Source organism: Streptomyces sp. RPT161, assembly GCF_027533845.1.
In the GTDB taxonomy this organism is placed as follows: Bacteria; Actinomycetota; Actinomycetes; order Streptomycetales; family Streptomycetaceae; genus Streptantibioticus_A; species Streptantibioticus_A silvisoli_A.
The window spans coordinates 724,694-740,333 of record NZ_JAPZVN010000001.1; the positions used below are offsets into that span (position 1 = coordinate 724,694).

10 protein-coding genes and 1 pseudogene are annotated in these 15,640 nt (G+C 73.0%); 4 read left to right on the forward strand and 7 right to left on the reverse strand.

Going from position 1 to position 15,640, the window contains the following annotated elements; genetic code table 11:
- Positions 1-130 precede the first annotated feature (130 nt).
- The 5 genes from O5O46_RS03285 to O5O46_RS03305 all read right to left on the reverse strand — a co-directional run bounded on the left by O5O46_RS03285 (position 131) and on the right by O5O46_RS03305 (position 7,058).
- Positions 131-1,342, reverse strand: a complete 1,212-nt coding sequence (locus O5O46_RS03285; protein WP_269853655.1) for a hypothetical protein — start codon at positions 1,340-1,342, stop codon at positions 131-133.
- A gap of 294 nt (positions 1,343-1,636) precedes the next feature.
- Positions 1,637-2,392: a hypothetical protein gene (locus tag O5O46_RS03290; RefSeq protein ID WP_269853656.1), complete on the reverse strand. Its 756-nt coding sequence runs from the start codon at positions 2,390-2,392 to the stop codon at positions 1,637-1,639.
- Between the two features lie 132 nt (positions 2,393-2,524).
- The gene (locus O5O46_RS03295) at positions 2,525-3,694 is read right to left on the reverse strand and encodes a VWA domain-containing protein (protein WP_269853657.1); all 1,170 of its coding nucleotides are present in this window, start codon (positions 3,692-3,694) and stop codon (positions 2,525-2,527) included.
- Positions 3,691-5,976, reverse strand: a complete 2,286-nt coding sequence (locus O5O46_RS03300; protein WP_269853658.1) for a DUF5682 family protein — start codon at positions 5,974-5,976, stop codon at positions 3,691-3,693. The genes O5O46_RS03295 and O5O46_RS03300 overlap by 4 nt, the downstream gene beginning before the upstream one ends.
- On the reverse strand, positions 5,973-7,058 hold the full coding sequence (locus tag O5O46_RS03305) for an ATP-binding protein (protein ID WP_269853659.1): 1,086 nt from the start codon (positions 7,056-7,058) through the stop codon (positions 5,973-5,975). The genes O5O46_RS03300 and O5O46_RS03305 overlap by 4 nt, the downstream gene beginning before the upstream one ends.
- Before the next feature lie 135 nt (positions 7,059-7,193).
- On the opposite strand from O5O46_RS03305, the gene O5O46_RS03310 reads away from it, so the two are divergent.
- Together O5O46_RS03310 and O5O46_RS03315 are read left to right on the forward strand one after the other, a co-directional pair.
- Entirely contained in the window at positions 7,194-8,567 is a 1,374-nt protein-coding gene (locus O5O46_RS03310; RefSeq protein ID WP_269853660.1) for an SWIM zinc finger family protein, read from the forward strand.
- Between the two features lie 46 nt (positions 8,568-8,613).
- On the forward strand, positions 8,614-10,218 hold the full coding sequence (locus tag O5O46_RS03315) for a DUF5691 domain-containing protein (RefSeq protein WP_269853661.1): 1,605 nt from the start codon (positions 8,614-8,616) through the stop codon (positions 10,216-10,218).
- 27 nt (positions 10,219-10,245) lie between these two features.
- Here the strand turns inward: O5O46_RS03315 and O5O46_RS03320 are convergent, their stop codons facing one another.
- Positions 10,246-10,659 (reverse strand): cobalamin B12-binding domain-containing protein, encoded by a 414-nt coding sequence (locus O5O46_RS03320; RefSeq protein ID WP_269853662.1) that lies wholly within the window; start codon positions 10,657-10,659, stop codon positions 10,246-10,248.
- A gap of 414 nt (positions 10,660-11,073) precedes the next feature.
- On the opposite strand from O5O46_RS03320, the gene O5O46_RS03325 reads away from it, so the two are divergent.
- Together O5O46_RS03325 and O5O46_RS35430 are read left to right on the forward strand one after the other, a co-directional pair.
- On the forward strand, positions 11,074-11,904 hold the full coding sequence (locus tag O5O46_RS03325; RefSeq protein WP_269853663.1) for an esterase/lipase family protein: 831 nt from the start codon (positions 11,074-11,076) through the stop codon (positions 11,902-11,904).
- Between the two features lie 636 nt (positions 11,905-12,540).
- A pseudogene (locus O5O46_RS35430) lies at positions 12,541-13,089 on the forward strand (M23 family metallopeptidase); the annotation flags it as partial.
- 44 nt (positions 13,090-13,133) lie between these two features.
- Here O5O46_RS35430 and pcrA read toward each other — a convergent pair.
- Positions 13,134-15,575, reverse strand: coding sequence for a DNA helicase PcrA (pcrA, locus tag O5O46_RS03335; protein ID WP_269853664.1), 2,442 nt, complete (start codon positions 15,573-15,575; stop codon positions 13,134-13,136).
- Positions 15,576-15,640 lie beyond the last annotated feature (65 nt).

Below are 15,640 nucleotides of genomic sequence, written 5' to 3' on the forward strand. Positions count from 1 at the left end.
AGATGCAAGGCGGACGCCACGAAACGGGCGTAAAAACGCAGGCCGGGCGGCCCCGGACGAGTAAGGGGAGGTACTCGCCCGGAGCCGCCCAGTCGGGTGGCGCGCCGTCCGGGTCGGACGGCGGCCCGGCTCAGACGGCGGCCGGCAGGCCCGGGATGGCGGCCGGGCCGGTCAGACCGGCCGCGGTGCCGCCCTCGGGCAGCGAGGCGACGACCAGCTTGACGTCGTACACGGTGCCCTCACCGATCACCGTGACGTGGCCGGCGACGTTGCGCACGGTGTACTGGGCGAACCCGGCCGCCTCACCGGCGACGCCCCGGGCCAGCGGGCCGACCTGGGCGGCCGCGCCCTCGGTGAACGGCACCGCCTGGGCGGCGACGCCCTTGGCGAACGGCACGGCCTCGGCGGCCACACCGGCCGCGAACGGCTTGACCTGGTTGACCACACCGTTGGCGAACGGCGGCAGCTGGGCGCCCTCGGTCTGCGCCAGGGTGCCGACACCAGTGACCGCGCCCTGGGCCACCGGCAGCACACCGGCCACCACGCGCTGCCCCAGCGGCGGCAGCACATCGGCGGTCACCTGCGCCACGGTCGGCGTCACCTGCGCGGTGACGGCGTGCACGGCGCCGGCCACGGCCGGAACGGAGGGCACCGACGGCAGACCCGCGGTCGGCACAGCGGTGGGCAGGCCGGACGGCACGCTCGGCACGGCGGGCAGGCCGGACGGGAGCTTGGCGGCCTTGGTCAGCTTGGTCAGGGCGTCAAGCCGGGAACCCACGGCCAGGACGCCGTTGGCCAGGTCGGTGGCCCGACCCGGGTTCGGCAGCCCGGGCAGCGACGGGACCGAGGTGGTCGACGGCAGGTGACCGACGTGCTTGACGGCGCCGTTGGCCGTGTCGGTGACGTGCTTGACGGCCCCGGTCGGCAGGCCCTTGCCGGTCAGGCCGTGCGCTGCGCCGGTCAGCGTCTCGACGGAACGGGTGGGGGCGACCGGCAGACCCTTGACCGGACCGCGGCCCCTGCCCTGGGGGGCCAGCCCGGGGTGCATGGTGTGGCCGGCGCCGGTCAGGCCCTCGACGGACCGGACAGTGCCGGTGGCGGTACCGGTGAGCGAGCCGGTGCCGGGCAGCTGGCCGGTGACCGAGCTGGCGGCGCCGGTGGCGGTACCGGTCAGCGAACCGGTGGCGGGCAGCTGGCCGGTGACCGAGCTGGCGGCGCCGGTCAGGGCGCCGGTGCCGGGAACGCTGGGCAGTACGGCCGCGTTGGCGGCGACGCTGCCCACCGCCCAGATACCGGAAGCGGCGGCGGCCACGATGACGGCACGACGAATGCTGGTACGCATGGTGAACCTGCTCCTTGCGGGTCACTGATCTACGCAGCGTCGATCAACTGGGCTGCGTGACAGGGGGATTGAATAGACGTCGACTGACGAGCGACGCCGGCTGATGCGTCATGGAACGGCTCGACCACGCGATGCGCTGGGAGCGAGGGGCGGTGCGCCCGTACCTGCGGAGTCCGAGACCGGCTGAACAGCGACCGGCGGCGGTCCGCCACATGCCACATGACTACAAGGAGCCGTGTGGGGCACGTGGGGCGCGATCACCCGTGCCAACGCACCGGGTGGTGCCGGAACCGCCTAGTCCGGCTGGACGGAGACGTCCGTCGACCGACGGGACGGCGACGAACCGTTCGCGGGGCGCGGCACGTCCGCGCCCAGGTGGAACCGCGCACCGTCCGCGAACAGCGCGGCGTGCGCGTCACCCGTGTGGTGGGTGGAACCGTCACCCTCGCAGGGGTGGCCCGAGTGGCCCGCGGGGAACGGGAGTTGGGCCGGTGCCCGCCCGTCCCGCAGCTGGTGCGCCGGGTGCGCCTGGTGCGCCGCGGCACGGTGCGCGGCGCCCGCCGGGTACCGGCCCGCCACGGAAGCGGTGGGTCGGGCGGCGGGTGCGGTGCCGACGTGCGCCGGAACCGCCTTGTGCGGTAGGGGGCTTGGCGCGCTGCTGACCGGGTTGCCGGGGTCGCCGTGCCCTGCGCCGGTGGCACCGGCGATGGGCGACGTGACCTGGCCGGCCGCGTCTTGGACGGCACCGAGCAGGCCGGTCACCGGCCGCACGCTGCTGGTGGCCGCCGCCACCGTGTCCTTGACGCCCCGGTCGGCCTGCTGCGCGTCAGCGGCGAACCGCTGTGCGGCGCCCTGCGCGACGGCGTGGAACGGTGCCGCTGGCGCGACCTCGTCCACCGCGCCGAAAGGTGTCCCCGCGTATCGCAGGGACACCGCGTCCGGTGAGTCCGCGTGCGCCTGCCCGCTCAGTACGAACGCCAGCGCGAGGAAGCCTCCAAGCAACAGCGCTACCTGGAGCGCACGCCGAGCGGCCGTGGTGCGCGGACGCACGACGGCAGCAGGCAGGGCAAGCGCGGCAGGTAGCAAGTGGGAGACCTTCCCGTACGGATGACACACGTTCCGGGTGACAGCCTCGATCCTTGCGGGTACGGGCTTGCTGGCGCAAGCCCGGTATTCCGCTTGCTACTGATGCGGCTTCATGTCCGTTATGGGCGGAGCGTCGTCGGGGATGGGCAGCGGTCGCTTCTCGACGGCGGCCGCCATCACCTCGGGGAACAGGTCAGGGGTGCAGGCGAAGGCGGGCGCGCCCAGCGCGGCGAGCGCAGCCGCGTGCTCCCGGTCGTATGACGGCGCTCCCTCGTCGGACAGCGCGAGCAGCGCCACGAACTGCACGCCCGCAGCCTTCATCGCCGCGACCCGCTTGAGCATCTCGTCGCGTATCCCACCCTCGTACAGGTCGCTGATGAGCACCACCACGGTCTCGCTGGGCCGGGTGATCAGCGTCTGGCAGTACGCGAGCGCACGGTTGATGTCGGTGCCGCCGCCGAGCTGGGTGCCGAACAACACCTCCACTGGGTCGTCCAGTTGATCGGTGAGGTCCACCACTGAGGTGTCGAAGACGACCAGTTTGGTGGCGATCGACCGCATCGAGGCCAGTACGGCGCCGAACACGGAGGAGTAGACGACGGAGGCCGCCATCGACCCCGACTGGTCGACGCAGAGCACCACGTCCTTCCTGACGCCCTGTGCCGCCCGCCCGTAGCCGACCAGCCGCTCGGGCACCACCGTGCGGTGTTCCGGAAGGTAGTTCTTCAGGTTGGCGCGTATGGTGCGCTCCCAGTCGATGTCGCGGTGCCTCGGCCGCCGAACGCGCGCGCAGCGGTCCAGGGCGCCGGTCAGCGTCGCCCGGGTACGGGTCGCCAACCGCGCCTCCAGGTCGGCCACCACCTTGCGCACCACGGTCCGCGCCGTCTGCTTGGTGGTCTCCGGCATCGCCTGGTGCAACGAGAGCAGCGTGCCGACCAGATGGACATCCGCCTCCACGGCCTCCAGCATCTCGGGCTCCAGCAGCAGGGCGGACAGCCCGAGCCGGTCGATGGCGTCGCGCTGCATCACCTGGACCACCGAGGTGGGGAAGTACGTTCGGATGTCGCCCAGCCAGCGGGCCACCCTCGGTGCTGAGCCGCCGAGCCCCGCCGCGCGGTCGGCACCGGACTGGTTGCCGCCGCCGTAGAGCGCGGCGAGGGCGGCGTCCATCCGCAGGTCCCGGCCGGCCAGCTGGCATCCGGTGCCGTCCGCTTCGCCGCCCAGCACCAGCCGCCAGCGGCGAAGCCGCTCGTCGTCGGTCGTCATGCGCTGCTCCCCTCCTTGAGACCGACCTGGGCGCCGGTCCCCAACAGCAGCCGTAGCGTGGGCAGTACGGCATCGGCGCGGGCGGCGTCGAGCCCCTCCCCGAAGCCGTTGCCGTACGCCTCGGCCGCCCCCGGCCCGGCCGCCCCCGGCCCACGTCGCACCAACTCCCCCACCGTGCGCCGCACACCGGGCTCGAACTCGGCGAACGTCCGCCGCACCAACGGCAGTACATCGGTGAACGCCTCGTCCGGTACCGCCGACAGCCAGCCGTCGATCAGGGCCAGCAGCTGCCCGTCGTGCACCAGCAGCACTCCGCCGCCGGACAGGAACCCGTCCAGCCAGCCGGCGGCGTCCCTCGGTGTGCTGCCGGGTGACAGGGCGAGCCCCATCAGCCGGGCGGCCCACGCCGCGTCGAACCGTCCCTCGTCCAGCAGCAGCCGGGCGGCCCGGCCGCGTATCGTGCCCGCGACCGTGCTGTCCCGGGTGGCCAGCGAGGTCAGCACGGCGGTCCAGCGCTCGCCCGGCCGATCCGCCGCCAGCAGGCCGACCGCCGAGTGCACGGCGTCGAGATGGCCGCGCATCTCGGTGGCGCCCGCCTCGTCCAGCGCCACGCACGCGGGCGGCAGGCCCACACAGATCCGCAGCGCGATGCCCTCGGCGACCTCGCGCAGCGCACCCGCGTCGGTGCCGCGTACGTCGCCGTAGCGCGCGGAGCGCACCAACGCGGGCAGTGCCTGGGCGAGATGGCCGACGTCGGCGTCGAGCGCGGCCTTGTCGGTGAGTACCCGCAGCACGGTCGGCAGGGCGTCGGGCAGCGCGGCGAGCAGACACCGCTCGGCGAGCGCGGTGACCTCGGCGAGCTGGGCGGCGGCCACCGCGGTGTCCTCGGCCTTCGCCGTGGCGGCAGACTCCACCGTGGTGCCCCACACCCCGGCCTCGGCCACCCGCACCGCCAGTTCCGGCTCCCAGCGCAGCCGCCAACTCTCCCGGAACGTTCCGGTGTTGGCGGTACGGGAGCGGACCGGCTCGCCCCAGGGGATGCCGAGCAGGGCCAGCCGGTGCAGCAGTCGGCTGCGGGCGGCGTCGGTGCCCTGGCGCAGGTCCAGGTCCAACTCCCGTTCTGCCGCCTCGGGTTTGAGCCGCAGGGTGCGCTGCTGGCGGGCCAGGTCGCGGGCCAGCGGTACGGCGGGGGCGGTGTCGGGGACCTCGCCGAGGTCGTCGCCCACCACCAGGCGGTCGTGGATCAGCGCCAGCGGCAGCTGTGATCCCTCGCACATCACCGCCCGTACCGCGTCCATGGTCTCGGCGAGACCGGCCAGCGGCCGACCGCGCATCCCGGCCAGCGTCTCGGCGAGCCGTACCGCCTCGATGACGTGGGCGGACGACACCTGGCGGTCCTCGGCCCTGAGCAGCCCGGCGACCGCGGTCATCCATCGCACCAGGGGGCGGTCCGGGGCCGTGAACAGGTGCCGGTACCAGCCGGGCGAGTCGATTCCGGCGCCGTAACCGCTGCGGCGGCGCAGCCTGCGGTGGGTCCAGGGCACCCAGGTGATCTCGGTCCTCACCTTGGGCAGGCCGCGCAGCGTCTGCCGGTCGGCGGTGGCGGTGGCGGGCGCGGCCAGCGCCGGTACGTGCCAGGCGCCGCAGACCACGGCGGTGCGGTCGTGCTCGCGGGCGGCCTCGCGGATCCGCAGCCGCATATGGGCCTCGCGTACCGCGTCGCGGGGATGGCCGCCGTCCGCGTGCCGCTCGCGCAGCGCGGTCATGGCCTCGGCGAGCGCGGTGAACGGGGCCAGCGGGTCGGCGTCCGGGCCGCCGTCGGCGCGGTGCTCCACGACGTCCTCCCACCAGCGCTCCGGGTCGTCGTGTCCGGCGGCCCCGGCCAGCACCGCCAGCGGATCGACCCGTGCGGCGGCCTCCTGCCCGCTCTCCTCGTCGGCCTCGTCGGGCAGGGCGAGGGTGTGGGCGGCGGGCAGGTCGATGAAGCGCACCGGCACGTCCCGGCCGAGCGCCCAGCGGATCGCCACCCACTCCGGTGAGAACTCGGCGAACGGCCAGAACGCGGCCCGCGCCGGATCGTCCGCCGCGTGCGCCAGCAACGCCACCGGTGGCCGCAGCCCCTCCTGCGCCGCGATCCCCACCACCGCGTCCGCCTCGGGCGGCCCCTCCACCAGCAGCGCCTCCGGCCGGTACCGCTCCAGCGCGGCGCGCACCGCCCGGGCGGAGCCCGGCCCGTGGTGCCGCACCCCGAGCAGTAGTGGCCGCTCATGCGTGACGCTCATCCGGTCACCTCGCGGCAGGCCCGGTAGAAGTCCTTCCAGCCGTCGCGCTCGCGCACCACGGACTCCAGGTACTCCAGCCAGATGACGCGGTCCGCCGCCGGGTCGCGCACCACCGCGCCCAGGATTCCGGCGGCGACGTCGGAGGGGCGCAGCACCCCGTCGCCGAAGTGCGCGGCCAGCGCCAGGCCGCCGGTCAGCACGGAGATCGCCTCGGCGGTGGAAAGCGTGCCGGACGGGGACTTCACCTTGGTACGGCCGTCGGCCGTGATGCCGTCGCGCAGTTCACGGAAGACGGTGACGACGCGGCGGATCTCGTCCGTGCCCTCGGGCACCGGCGGCAGCTCAATGCCCCGGCCTATCTGGTCCACCCGCCGCGCGACGATGTCCACCTCGTCCTCCACGGTGGCGGGCAGCGGCAGCACGACGGTGTTGAACCGGCGGCGCAGCGCGCTGGACAGGTCGTTGACACCGCGGTCCCGGTCGTTCGCGGTGGCGATGAGGTTGAAGCCGCGTACCGCCATCACCTCCTCGCCCAACTCCGCTATCGGCAGGGTCTTTTCCGACAGGATGGTGATGAGGGTGTCCTGGACGTCGGCGGGGATGCGGGTCAGCTCCTCGACCCGGGCGATGCCGCCCCCGGACATGGCGCGCATCACCGGCCCGGGCACCAGCGCGGCCCGGCTGGGGCCGTGCGCCAGCAGGTGGGCGTAGTTCCAGCCGTAGCGGATCGCCTCCTCGGGCGTGCCCGCGGTGCCCTGGACCAGGAGCGTGGAGTCGCCGCTGACGGCCGCCGCGAGGTGCTCGGACACCCACGTCTTGGCGGTGCCCGGCACGCCGAGCAGCAGCAGCGCGCGATCGGTGGCGAGGGTGGAGACGGCCACCTCGATGATCCGCCGCGGCCCCACGTACTTCGGGCTGATGACGGTTCCGTCGGACAGCGTGCCGCCCATGAGATAGGTCGCCACCGCCCACGGCGACAGCCGCCAACGGGCGGGGCGCGGGCGGTCGTCGACGGCCGACAGCGCCTTCAGCTCCTCGGCGAAGGCGTCCTCGGCATGCGGACGCAGGGCCTCTTCGGACATGACTCCCCCAACGGTCGTTCCAGGCAGGGAACTTGTGTGGCCCCAGGTTGCACGAGACCACTGACAATCCCCCTTGGAGAGGGGTAAGCCGCAGGTCAGAGCCGGTTGTCAGTGGTGGCTCGTAGCGTCGTGGGCATGGAGGACACCGAGCAGCGGTGGTCGGTGGAGCAGGTGCTCGCGCTTGCTCCTGACGCCGCGTCACACAAGGCGGGTACCCGGCTGGCCGTACCAGGGCCGTGGTCCGGCACGGGCACCGCGGGACCGTCGGGGGACGGTGGCGGTGCGGTGGTGTGGGGGCTGTGCGCGGGCAGCGGCGGCAAGCCGTACCGCACGGCCGTCGATCTCGCGGGTCCGGCGTTCAACTGCAGCTGTCCCAGCCGCAAGTTCCCGTGCAAGCACGCCCTGGGGGTGCTGCTGCTGTGGGCGCGGCGCGAGTTGCCCGCGGGCACGCACGAGGCAGAGCCGCCGGAGTGGGTGGCGCAGTGGTGTGCCAAGCGCACGGCGGCTGTGCGCGAGAAGGCGGCCAGGCGCGACGGCGGGGGCGCGGCGGGCGGCCCGCAGGCGGCCCGCAGACGAACTGAGCGGCGCGCCCAGCGGGTGGCGGCGGGCGCGGTCGAGCTGGAGGCCCGGCTGGTCGACCAGTTGCGCGGCGGGCTCGCCACGGGCCGGGAGGACCAGCACGGCTGGCACGGCGTGGCCGCCCGCATGGTCGACGCCCAAGCGCCCGGACTCGCCGCGCGGGCCCGGGAGTTGGGGGCGATACCGATGTCCGGCGGCGACTGGCCGTCGCGGCTGCTGGAGGAGTACGCGATGCTGCACCTGCTGGCCCGCGGCTGCCTCGCCCTGGACTCGCTGCCCGGCCCGCTGGCCGACACGGTCCGTGCCCGGCTCGGATTCACCACCGTCGGCGCGGAGTTGCTGGCCGGTCCGACGCTCCGGGACAGCTGGCTGGTGCTCGCCCAACAGGACAGTGTGGACGGGGCGATGACCACCCGCCGCATCTGGTTGCGCGGTGTGCGCAGCGGTCGCTCGGCGCTGCTGCTGTCGTTCGGAGCGGCGGGCCGGGCGCCGGAGGTGGCGCTGCCGGTGGGCCGGTCGCTGGAGGCCGAGCTGGCCTACCACCCGGGTGGGCTGCCGCTGCGCGCCGCGCTGGGCACCCGGCACGGCCCACCGGTCCCGGGCCACACACCGCAGGGCGTGCCGGTCGGGGAGGCACTGTCCGGGTACGGAGAGGCGCTGCGCGCGGACCCCTGGCTGGACGAATGGCCGGTGGTGCTCTCCGGGGTGGTGCCGATACCCGACCAGAGCGGCTGGCAACTGGCCGACGGACAGGGGGACTCGGCGCTTCCGGTGGATCCGCGGCGGCTGGGACGGCCAGGCCTGTGGCGGCTCGCCGCGGTCTCCGGCGGCCATCCGGTCACCGTCTTCGGCACCGTGGGGCACCGCGGTTTCACCCCACTGACCACCTGGTCGGCGGGCGACGGGGCGGCGCAGGCGGTGGCGCTGTGACGCGGCTCGCGGCGCCTTGGCGGCGGCAACGAACGGGAGGGGAACCATGAGCATCACCGAGCGTGCGGCACCGGCCTGGGAGGAGCTGGTGTCCGCCGCACTGCTGGGCACCGCCAGGCGCAGACCGCCCATCGAGACCGGCGACGAGCACCCCGACCCGGCGGCCGCGCTGCTGGACGCGGCGGCCGTGGCCACGGTGCGCCGCCGCGCCGGACTGCGCCCGGCCCGTAGCGCACCACATCCCGCACCGGCTCCGGACGATCCGCGTCCGCTGCCCCCGCCGGCCGCCCGGGCCAGGCTCCGCGACCTGCTCAACGACCGTACGCACCAGGGCGGTTCGGGGGGCGGACGGCGCGGCGCGGCACCGAGCCTCGCCGAACTGCTGCCGCAGTGGCTGGCCGCGGCCGGACGGCACGGCTACCGCGCCCCGGCCGCGGTGCTACCGGATCTGCTGGACGCCGCCCGGGCGCGCACCGATCTGCGGCCCGACGCACTGGCCCTGGCCGGTCCGCGCGCCGTGTGGCTCGCCGAGCTGAACCCGGAGTGGAGGTTCGCCCTGCGCGCGGGCAACCGCGGTGCGGCCGGAGACGCCGCCGCCGACCCGCAGGCGGCCCGGCGGCTGTGGGCGGAGGGCCTGTTCGCCGAACGCGTCGCACTGCTCACCGGTGTACGGGAGCGGGATCCGGCCGCCGGACTGGCGCTGCTGAGCGGCACCTGGGCGCAGGAGCGGGCCGAGGACCGGTTGCTGTTCCTGGACGCGCTGCGCGGCGGTCTCGGCCCTGACGACGAGCCGTTCCTGGAGCAGGCGCTCACCGACCGCAGCCGCAACGTCCGCGCCACCGCCGCCGAGCTGCTGTCCGCGCTGCCCGGCTCCGCGCTCTCCCACCGCATGGCCGAACGGGCCCTGGCCTGTGTCGCGTTGGACCGTACGGGGGTCGTTCCGCGCATCGCGGTCGAGGCGCCGCACGCCTGCGATCCGGCGATGGAACGGGACGGGGTCACCGCCGGTCCGCCGCCGGGGCGTGGTGAACGGTCCTGGTGGCTGGGCCAGTTGGTGGAAGGCGCACCGCTGGGGATATGGCCCGCCCGGTTCGGGGGCCGCACGCCGGAGCAGATCGTGGCGCTGGAGGTGGCCGACGACTGGCAGCCGGACCTGCACGCGGCGTGGTGCCGCGCGGCGGTGCGGCAGCGGGACGCCGAGTGGGCCAGGGCGCTGCTCGGGCCGCCGCCGGTACCGGCGGGTGCGGTGGTGGCCGTCGGGGATCCGGCGAAGCTGCTGTCCGTGCTGCCGGAGAACGAACGGGCCGTGTGGGTGGCCGAGTTCGTCGCCGGGCACGGTCTGTCGGAGGCGTTCCAGTTGCTGGGCGCGTGCGCGGTGCCGTGGGCCGAGCCGCTGGGCCGGGCGGTGGTCGACGCGCTGGACATCGCCCGCGAGGCGGGCAGCTACCCGTGGAGCTTCAGCGGCGTGATGGGCCTTGCGGAACGCTGTCTCGACCCGGCGCTCGCGGACCGCCTGGACCCGCTCACCGCGACCCCGGAGGACGGCTCCAACGCCTCTCCGGGCGCCGGGGCGTACTGGTCGGAGGCGTTCCAGCGGCTGGTCAGTACGCTGCGGCTACGCGCGGCCATGCTGGCGGAGCTGGCGGGGTAGTCCCGACCGCTCGGCCGGGGATGTCGTTCAGGCCTGGGCGGGCTGCCGTACGTTCTCCCGCACCCAGGTCACCACGTCGCCGGTCGGCGTGCCCGGGGTGAAGATCGCCGCGACGCCCAGCTCCTTGAGCGGAGGGATGTCCGCCTCGGGGATGATCCCTCCGCCGAACACCTTGATGTCGCTCGCGTCCCGGTCCCGCAGCAGCTCGATCACCTTGGCGAACAAGGTCATGTGCGCGCCGGAGAGGATGGACAGGCCGATCGCGTCGGCGTCCTCCTGGATCGCGGTGTCCACGATCTGCTCCGGGGTCTGGTGCAGACCGGTGTAGATGACCTCCATGCCCGCGTCGCGCAGCGCCCGCGCGATGACCTTGGCCCCCCGGTCGTGGCCGTCGAGACCCGGCTTGGCCACCACCACGCGGATCGGACCGGACACACCCATCACTGCCTCCATGCCATGCCATCGCTGCCATCGAGCGCCATTCGGCTCCAGCGTGAACGAACGTTATCTCCAGCATTGCGCACACGGCAGTTTCACGGTGCGCAGGGAGGGGGAAATCACACGTGGGACACGTTCGCACAGCGATCGGCCCGCATCTGCGCCCTCGTCGTTTGTAGCGCCTCGTCGTAGCGCGCCACCCGTAGCGACCGGGTGGTGGCAGGCGGGCCGCTCGTCTACCTGGGGAGCCGCAGCCAGGTCGCCGTACCCCCGCGCCGTCAGCCGCACGGCGCGGCGGTACGGCTTTGCCCGCCGACACCGTCGGTGCGGGCGGGCCACGGGCACCACCCGGCGACCCACAAGGGCCGCGGGGGGCCAGGCCTGTCTTCCCTGCGCCGAAAAGGGGGAGGTCGGGCCATGGTTGATCTGTCCTTGACGGACGTGGGCTGGCGCGGACTGATGCGCTCGCTCGCACTGCTCCGGGCCACCAGCGTGGAGCTGGCGGTGCTCACCGGGCACCTCCTCCTCTACCCCACCGGTGTCCTCCAGGAGCGCGCCGCCGACGCGCAGGCCGCCGCGGACGACGCGCTCGCCGGCCGCCGGATTCCGGCCGCGCCGAGCGGGCCGCCGCCGGTGCTGCTGCTGCACGGCTTCGTGGACAACCGGTCGGTCTTCGCCCTGCTCTCCCGCAGCCTGCGGCGGCACGGCTGGACGACCGTGCAGGCGCTCAACTACTCGCCACTGACCGGCGATGTGCGCGACGCGGCGGCGTTATTGGGACAGCAGGTGGAGCGGCTGTGCGAACTCACCGGTCACCAGCGGATCGACATCGTCGGACACAGCCTGGGCGGCCTGGTCGCCCGCTATTACGTGCAACGGCTGGGCGGCGACGCCCGGGTGCGCACGCTCATCACCCTCGGCACACCGCACTCCGGTACCCGTGTCATACCGTTCGCCAGCCCGCACCCGCTCATTCGGCAAATGCGGCCGAATTCCGAACTGCTGCGCGAACTCGGGAAACCGGCGATCGGCTGCCGCACCCGCTTCGTCGCTTTCTGGAGCGAACTCGACGAATTCATGGTGCCCGCCGAAACCGCCCGGCTCGACCATCCCGACCTGACCGCCCGCAACGTCCTGGCGCCGGGCATCGGACATCTGACGTTCCCGGTCAACAGCGCGGTGGTCGCGGCGATTCGGCAGACACTGAGCACCGAGGAGGAATCCGACGGAGCCGTGGACGCCGCATGACTCCGAGCGCTCGGATGTTCTTCGCGCGCATGCCCGAATCGGCGCGTAGATTGTCGCCGTCCGGTAGTGCGGGATACAGTCGCCGCTGATTCTTCCGATGCCGAGGCGAAAGCGAAGTTGGCGGTGGACGAGTACGGCACGTACGGCTACGACGGTTATTCCACCGGGGCGTACGAGACCGGCACGTATGCGCACTTCGACAGCACGGCCGTCGCATACGCCCCGGGCAGCGCATATGACCCCTGTACCGCGCAGGGCTTTCACGAGGTCCATGACACCGGCGGCTACCCGGTATTCCACACATACGACACGGGGACGTATGAGACCGGCAGCTACGTCCTCGACCCCCAGGAAATCGATGACTATACGGCGGTAATAACGGAACCCGCCGAACCGGCGCAGGACGAACTCCCGCCCCCGGCGCCCCAACCCGAGCCCGCCGTAAGGCAGTCGGGCGGACCGGGACGCCGGCGGCGCGCCGTCAGACGCTCCCGGCGGTCCGCGATGCTCACCGTCGGCGTGCCGTCGATGGCCGTCATGGGGGTCACCGCCGCCGCGGTGAGCAGCGTCGCCGCCGGACACCACGACGGCGCGCCGCCCCAGGCCGAGGCCACCCCAACCCAGGCCCCGGCCACCAAACTCGACCAGCAGCTGTCCGATGTCAGCCACGGTGCCGACGACTTCGCCGACCGGGCCAGCCGCGCCCAGCAGCGCCTCGACCTCAGGAACCGGCAGGCCGAGGAGGCCAAACGGAAGGCGGCCGAGGCGGCCCGTAAGGAAGCGATGCGGCCGAAGTTCGTACTGCCGGTCGCCCAGCGGGGATTGAGCGCCTACTTCGGCCAGGCGGGCATCAACTGGATGTCGGTGCACACCGGTATCGACTTCCCGGTGAGCGAGGGCACCCCCGTCGTGGCGGCCACGGACGGCACGGTCCGCACCAAGTGGAATCCGTCCTACGGCAACATGGCCATAGTCACCGCTCCTGACGGCACCGAGACCTGGTACTGCCATCTGAGCAGCACCAAGGTCCGCAGCGGCGCCGTCCAGGCGGGCACGGTGATCGCCTACTCCGGCAACACCGGCAACACCACCGGCCCCCATCTGCACTTCGAGGTTCGCCCTCACGGCGGCGAACCGGTCGACCCCCTACCGTGGTTGACCTCCCACGGCCTGGACCCGCGCTGAACGAGGCGGGTCCAGGGGGCGGGGGCCGAAGCCCCTGATCGTTCCTAGAGCTTCTCGACCGGCGCGTACCGCAGCAAAAGCCGCTTCGGCTTCTCGTCCCCGAAGTCGACCGTCGCCTCGGCGTTGTCGCCGCTGCCCTTGACCGCGACCACCGTGCCGAGCCCGAACGAGTCATGGGTGACCCGGTCGCCGACCGCCAGCGAGACGACCTCCCGCTCCTTCGCCCGCCGGGTGGCGAACCCGGACGGCCCCGCCTTGCCGGTGCGCCCGGACGACAGCGCGGCGGACGCGGCCGACACCGAAGGCGCCGAACCGCCGGTGCGCTTCCACTCGATGAGCTTGTCCGGAATCTCCTCAAGGAACCGCGACGGCGGGTTGTACGACGGCTGGCCCCAGGCGCTGCGCATCGCGGAGCGCGTGAGGTACAGCCGCTCGCGGGCGCGGGTGATGCCGACATAGGCCAGTCGGCGCTCCTCCTCCAGCTCCTTGGTCTGGCCGAGCGCGCGCATGTGCGGGAAGACGCCGTCCTCCATGCCGGTCAGGAACACCACCGGGAACTCAAGGCCCTTGGCGGTGTGCAGCGTCATCAGCGTGATGACACCGCTGCCGTCCTCCTCGTCGGGGATCTGGTCGGAGTCGGCGACCAGCGCTACCTGCTCAAGGAAGTCCGAGAGCACACCCTCCGGCTGCTCCTGCTCGAACTCCAGAGCCACCGCGGCGAGTTCCTGGAGGTTCTCGATCCGGGTCTCGTCCTGTGGATCGGTGGACGCCTGCAACTCGGCGAGGTAGCCGGTCTGTTCCAGTACGGCTTCGAGCACGGTCGCCGGTCCGGCACCCGACTCGACGATGGTCCGCAGCTCCTCCATCAGCTCGTTGAACCGCCGGACCGCGTTGGCGGAGCGGGCCGCCATGCCGTACGCCTCGTCCACCCGGCGCAGTGCCTGGGGGAAGGTGATCTTCTCGCGCAGCGCCAGCGCGTCGATCATCGCCTCCGCGCGCTCGCCGATGCCGCGCTTGGGCACGTTGAGGATGCGGCGCAGCGGAACACTGTCTTCCGGATTGGCCAGAACGCGTAGGTAGGCCAGTACGTCCCGGACCTCCTTGCGCTCGTAGAAGCGCACACCGCCGACGACCTTGTACGGCAGGCCGACCCGGATGAAGATCTCTTCGAAGACCCGGGACTGGGCGTTGGTCCGGTAGAAGACCGCCACATCGGAGGGTTTGGCATCGCCCGCGTCACTGAGGCGGTCGATCTCCTCGGCGACGTACTGCGCCTCGTCGTGCTCGGTGTCGGCGACATATCCGGTGATCACCGGCCCGGCGCCCGCCTCGGTCCACAGGTTCTTCGGACGGCGGCTGGTGTTGCGTTCGATGACCGCGTTGGCGGCGGACAGGATGGTCTGCGTGGAGCGGTAGTTCTGCTCCAGCAGGATCGTGGTCGCCGCCGGGTAGTCCTCCTCGAACTGGAGGATGTTGCGGATCGTCGCGCCGCGGAACGCGTAGATCGACTGGTCCGCGTCACCGACGACGCACAGCTCGGCGGCGTCCGTGCCGCTAGCCGACTGTGCCGTGCCGACCAGCTCGCGCACCAGCGTGTACTGCGCGTGGTTGGTGTCCTGGTACTCGTCCACCAGCACGTGCCGGAAGCGGCGCCGGTAGTGCTCGCTGACGTCCGGGAACGCCTGGAGCAGGTGGACGGTGGTCATGATGATGTCGTCGAAGTCCAGCGCGTTGGCCTCGCGCAACCGGGCCTGGTAGAGCGCGTACGCCTCGGCGAGCTTCTTCTCGAACGGGTTCTCCGCCCGGGCGGCGAAGGTCTCCTCGTCGATCAGCTCGTTCTTGAGGTTGGAGACCTGGGCACTGAACGACTTCGGCGGGAACTGCTTGGGGTCCAGGTCCAGATCGCGGCAGACCAGCGCCATCAGGCGCTTGGAGTCGGCGGCGTCGTAGATCGAGAAGCTGGAGGTGAAACCGAGCTTCTTGGACTCGCGGCGCAGGATGCGCACGCACGCGCTGTGGAACGTGGACACCCACATCGCGGCGGACCTCGGCCCGACGAGCTGCTCCACCCGCTCCTTCATCTCGCCCGCGGCCTTGTTGGTGAAGGTGATCGCGAGGATCTGGCCGGGGTGCACATGGCGTGCCGCGAGCAGGTGGGCGATGCGGTGGGTCAGTACGCGGGTCTTGCCGGAGCCCGCACCGGCGACGATGAGCAGCGGTGAGCCGGAGTGGACGACGGCGGCGCGCTGCTGCTCGTTCAGCCCCTCCAGCAGGGCCGAGGCGTCGACCACGGGCCGCGGCGCGCCGTCCCGGTAGTACGTGTCGCGCAGCGTGCCCAGGGAGTGCGGCGGCGTGTCGTACCGGCCCCCGAACAGGTCGTCCGGAAGGTCTTCCGCCGGGTGCTCGTCCGGCGGCGGAGGGTGTTCCCCGCCCGGCTCCGCGGCGGCCATGTCGGCCAGGAAACTGTCATCGAAGAGGCTGCTCATCGTCCACCGAGTCTAGGCGTCCGCACCGACAGCCCGGGCCGGGTCCGGTCAACGCGCCCCCGGGG